The organism is Lacinutrix sp. (assembly GCF_023299985.1).
Lineage (GTDB): Bacteria > Bacteroidota > Bacteroidia > Flavobacteriales > Flavobacteriaceae > Lacinutrix.
In genome coordinates, this window is sequence record NZ_JALZVX010000089.1 from 1 (window position 1) to 2918 (window position 2918).

The following is a 2918-nucleotide window of genomic DNA, read 5'->3' on the forward strand; positions in this document are numbered from 1 at the left end:
ACTATTTTTCCGTCTTTGGTTTTACCAAATTCGTATTTGGTATCTACTAAAATTAAATCGCGAGAAGCTGCTATTTCTGTTCCGCGTTGAAATAATTTTAGCGTATAGTCTTCTAAAACAAGATAATCTGCTTCGCTAACAATATTTTTTGAAATAATGTCTTCACGAGAAATATCTTCATCGTGATCTCCCATTTCGGCTTTGGTAGCTGGTGTAATTATTGGTGAAGGAAATTTATCGTTTTCTTTCATGCCTTCTGGCATTACAACGCCACAAAGTATACGTTTTCCTAATTTGTATTCTCTTGCAGCATGACCAGACATATAACCACGAATAACCATTTCTATTTTAAATGGTTCGCATAAATGCCCAACTGCCACATTAGGATCTGGTGTTGCTGTTAGCCAATTAGGTACAATATCTTCAGTCTGCGCCATGAATTTTGTCGCAATTTGATTTAGAATTTGTCCTTTGTATGGAATACCTTTTGGCATCACCACATCAAAAGCACTCAACCTATCTGTTGCAACCATTACCAATTCTTGGTCGTTTATGTTGTAAACCGCTCTAACTTTTCCTTTATAAAGGCTTTTCTGATTCGGAAAATTAAAGTTGGTATCTATAATTGTATTACTCATTTGTTAATCTGTTGATGAGTTGATTTATTTATTGTAAAATTCATGTAAATGTAAGAATTACAAAGGTATTAATACGCTTTAAACTATGCCTCTATATTTTCAATTTTTCTATATGCTGCAATAACTTTTTTAACTAATTTATGTCGCACAACATCTTTATCATCTAAGAAAACCATACCTATACCATCTATATCTTTTAAAACTAGTAAAGCTTCTTTAAGTCCAGAAACAGTACGACGAGGTAAATCTATTTGGCCTGGATCTCCTGTTAATAGAAACTTGGCGTTTTTTCCCATACGTGTTAAAAACATTTTCATTTGGGCATGTGTAGTGTTTTGTCCTTCGTCTAGAATTACAAAAGCATTATCTAGCGTTCTACCACGCATAAATGCTAAAGGTGCTATTTGTATGGTTCCGTTTTCTATGTATTGGGTTAGTTTTTCGGGAGCAATCATATCACGCAAAGCATCGTATAATGGTTGCATGTATGGATCTAATTTTTCTTTTAAATCTCCTGGTAAAAAACCTAAATTCTCTCCTGCTTCTACTGCTGGACGTGTTAAAATAATACGCTTAACCTCTTTACTTTTTAATGCTTGAACTGCTAATGCAACTCCTGTATATGTTTTTCCAGTTCCTGCTGGACCAATGGCAAAAACCATATCGTTGTTGCGCATAAGCTCAACCAATTTACGCTGGTTTGCTGTTTGTGCTTTTATTAATTTTCCGTTAACTCCATGAACTATAGTTTCGCCACTTTTTGTAGATGTTTTATAATCATCGCTAGTGTTACTTGTTAAAACACGCTCGATTGCGTTTTCATCTAACCTCTTATGCTTGATAAAATGCTTTACTAGCATTTTTAGTTTTCTGTTAAACTCGTCTAAAAGCTCTTCTTCTCCAAAGGCTTTTATTTGGGTGCCACGCGCAACAATTTTTAATTTAGGAAAGTGCTTTTTTATTAGCTTAATATTTTCATTTCCTGCTCCAAAAAATTCTTTTGGAGTGATTTCTTCAAGTTGAATTACTATTTCGTTCAAAAGCGTTTCGTTTTAATTTAGGTTTTCTATACTATTTTCTTAGTTTTGTTCTGTGTTATAAACTTAAGGAAGTTACACAACTTTTATTCGCTTTAATCAAAAAAAATATTAACAATTACTAAATGGCAATTATCACATTAACAACAGACTTTGGTGAGAAAGATCACTTTGCTGGTGCGATAAAAGGTGCTATTTACAGCGAAATGCTAGAAGTTAAAATTGTTGATATCTCTCATTCTGTATCACCTTTTAATATTCCTGAGGCTGCTTACATTATACAAAACGCTTATAGTAGCTTCCCAGATGGCACTATACATATTATTGGTATTGACTCTGAAATTAACCAAGAGAACAAACATATTGCTATAGAATTAGATGGGCATTTTTTTGTATGCGCAAATAATGGGATTATGAGTATGATTTGTGCAGAAATTGCACCAAAACAAATTGTAGAAATTAATATTCACGATAAGATTGAAACCAGTTTTCCTGTACTCGATGTTTTTGTTAAAGTGGCTTGCCATATTGCAAGAGGTGGTACATTAGGCGTTATAGGAAAATCTATTGATAAAATTAAACCTATACGAAACCTAGAACCTTATGTTAACGACGAAAAAACACAGATTATAGGTAATATTATATATGTAGATAACTATGGAAATGTAGTGACTAACATAAAGAAGACGTTTTTTGAAACCATACAAAAAGGACGCAGTTTTGAAGTTTCGGCTAGAAGCCATAAGTTTAAAAAGATACATGCTAAGTATAGCGATATTGTTAATTTTAATACACCAGAAGAAAACCGAAACGACGAAGGTCGAGGTTTGGTGGTTTTTAACGCATCTAACTATTTAGAAATTGCTATTTATAAAGGTAATACTAGTAGTGTTGGTGGAGCAAGTAGTTTAATGGGATTGAAATTAAGAGACACGGTTACAATTAACTTCTTAAAAAGTTGATTGTAAAGTTAGCAGTAATCAGTTTTCAGTTAGCAGTCGATTACTCTTTTAAATAGAGATAAAAAAATAATAAAATATAACACTAAGCCTGTTGAAGTACTTAATAACAAAAAGGTCTTCGACAAGTTCAGCCTGACATAGAAGAAAACATAAAATATGCTAGTAAGAATTGTAAAAATGAGTTTTGCTGAAGAAAATATAGAACAGTTTCTAGCAAATTTTGAAACCGTAAAACAAAAGATTCGCAATTTTGAAGGTTGCCAGTTTCTTGAATTATATCG

Annotated in this window: 4 protein-coding genes; 2 read left to right on the plus strand and 2 right to left on the minus strand. The window is 32.6% G+C overall.

Annotation, left to right across the window (positions count from 1 at the left end; translation table 11 throughout):
• Both Q0C58_RS04415 and Q0C58_RS04420 read right to left on the minus strand, forming a co-directional pair.
• A partial coding sequence (locus Q0C58_RS04415) for a phosphoribosylaminoimidazolesuccinocarboxamide synthase (RefSeq protein WP_290698032.1) occupies window positions 1–638 on the minus strand: 638 nt, incomplete at its 3' end.
• An 83-nt stretch (window positions 639–721) separates the two neighbouring features.
• A complete protein-coding gene (locus Q0C58_RS04420) occupies window positions 722–1678 on the minus strand; it encodes a PhoH family protein (RefSeq protein ID WP_290698034.1) in 957 nt (318 codons plus the stop codon).
• A 122-nt stretch (window positions 1679–1800) separates the two neighbouring features.
• Here Q0C58_RS04420 and Q0C58_RS04425 point away from each other — a divergent pair, with 122 nt between their 5' ends.
• Both Q0C58_RS04425 and Q0C58_RS04430 read left to right on the plus strand, forming a co-directional pair.
• A complete protein-coding gene (locus Q0C58_RS04425) occupies window positions 1801–2637 on the plus strand; it encodes an SAM-dependent chlorinase/fluorinase (RefSeq protein ID WP_290698036.1) in 837 nt (278 codons plus the stop codon).
• A 156-nt stretch (window positions 2638–2793) separates the two neighbouring features.
• The coding region (locus Q0C58_RS04430; RefSeq protein ID WP_366841267.1) for an antibiotic biosynthesis monooxygenase at window positions 2794–2918 on the plus strand (125 nt) is incomplete at its 3' end.

What these genes read in the sequence shown, in the direction of transcription:
- Q0C58_RS04425 (WP_290698036.1), top strand. Translation starts at nt 1,801, where the DNA reads ATGGCAATTATCACATTAACAACAGACTTTGGTGAGAAAGATCACTTT.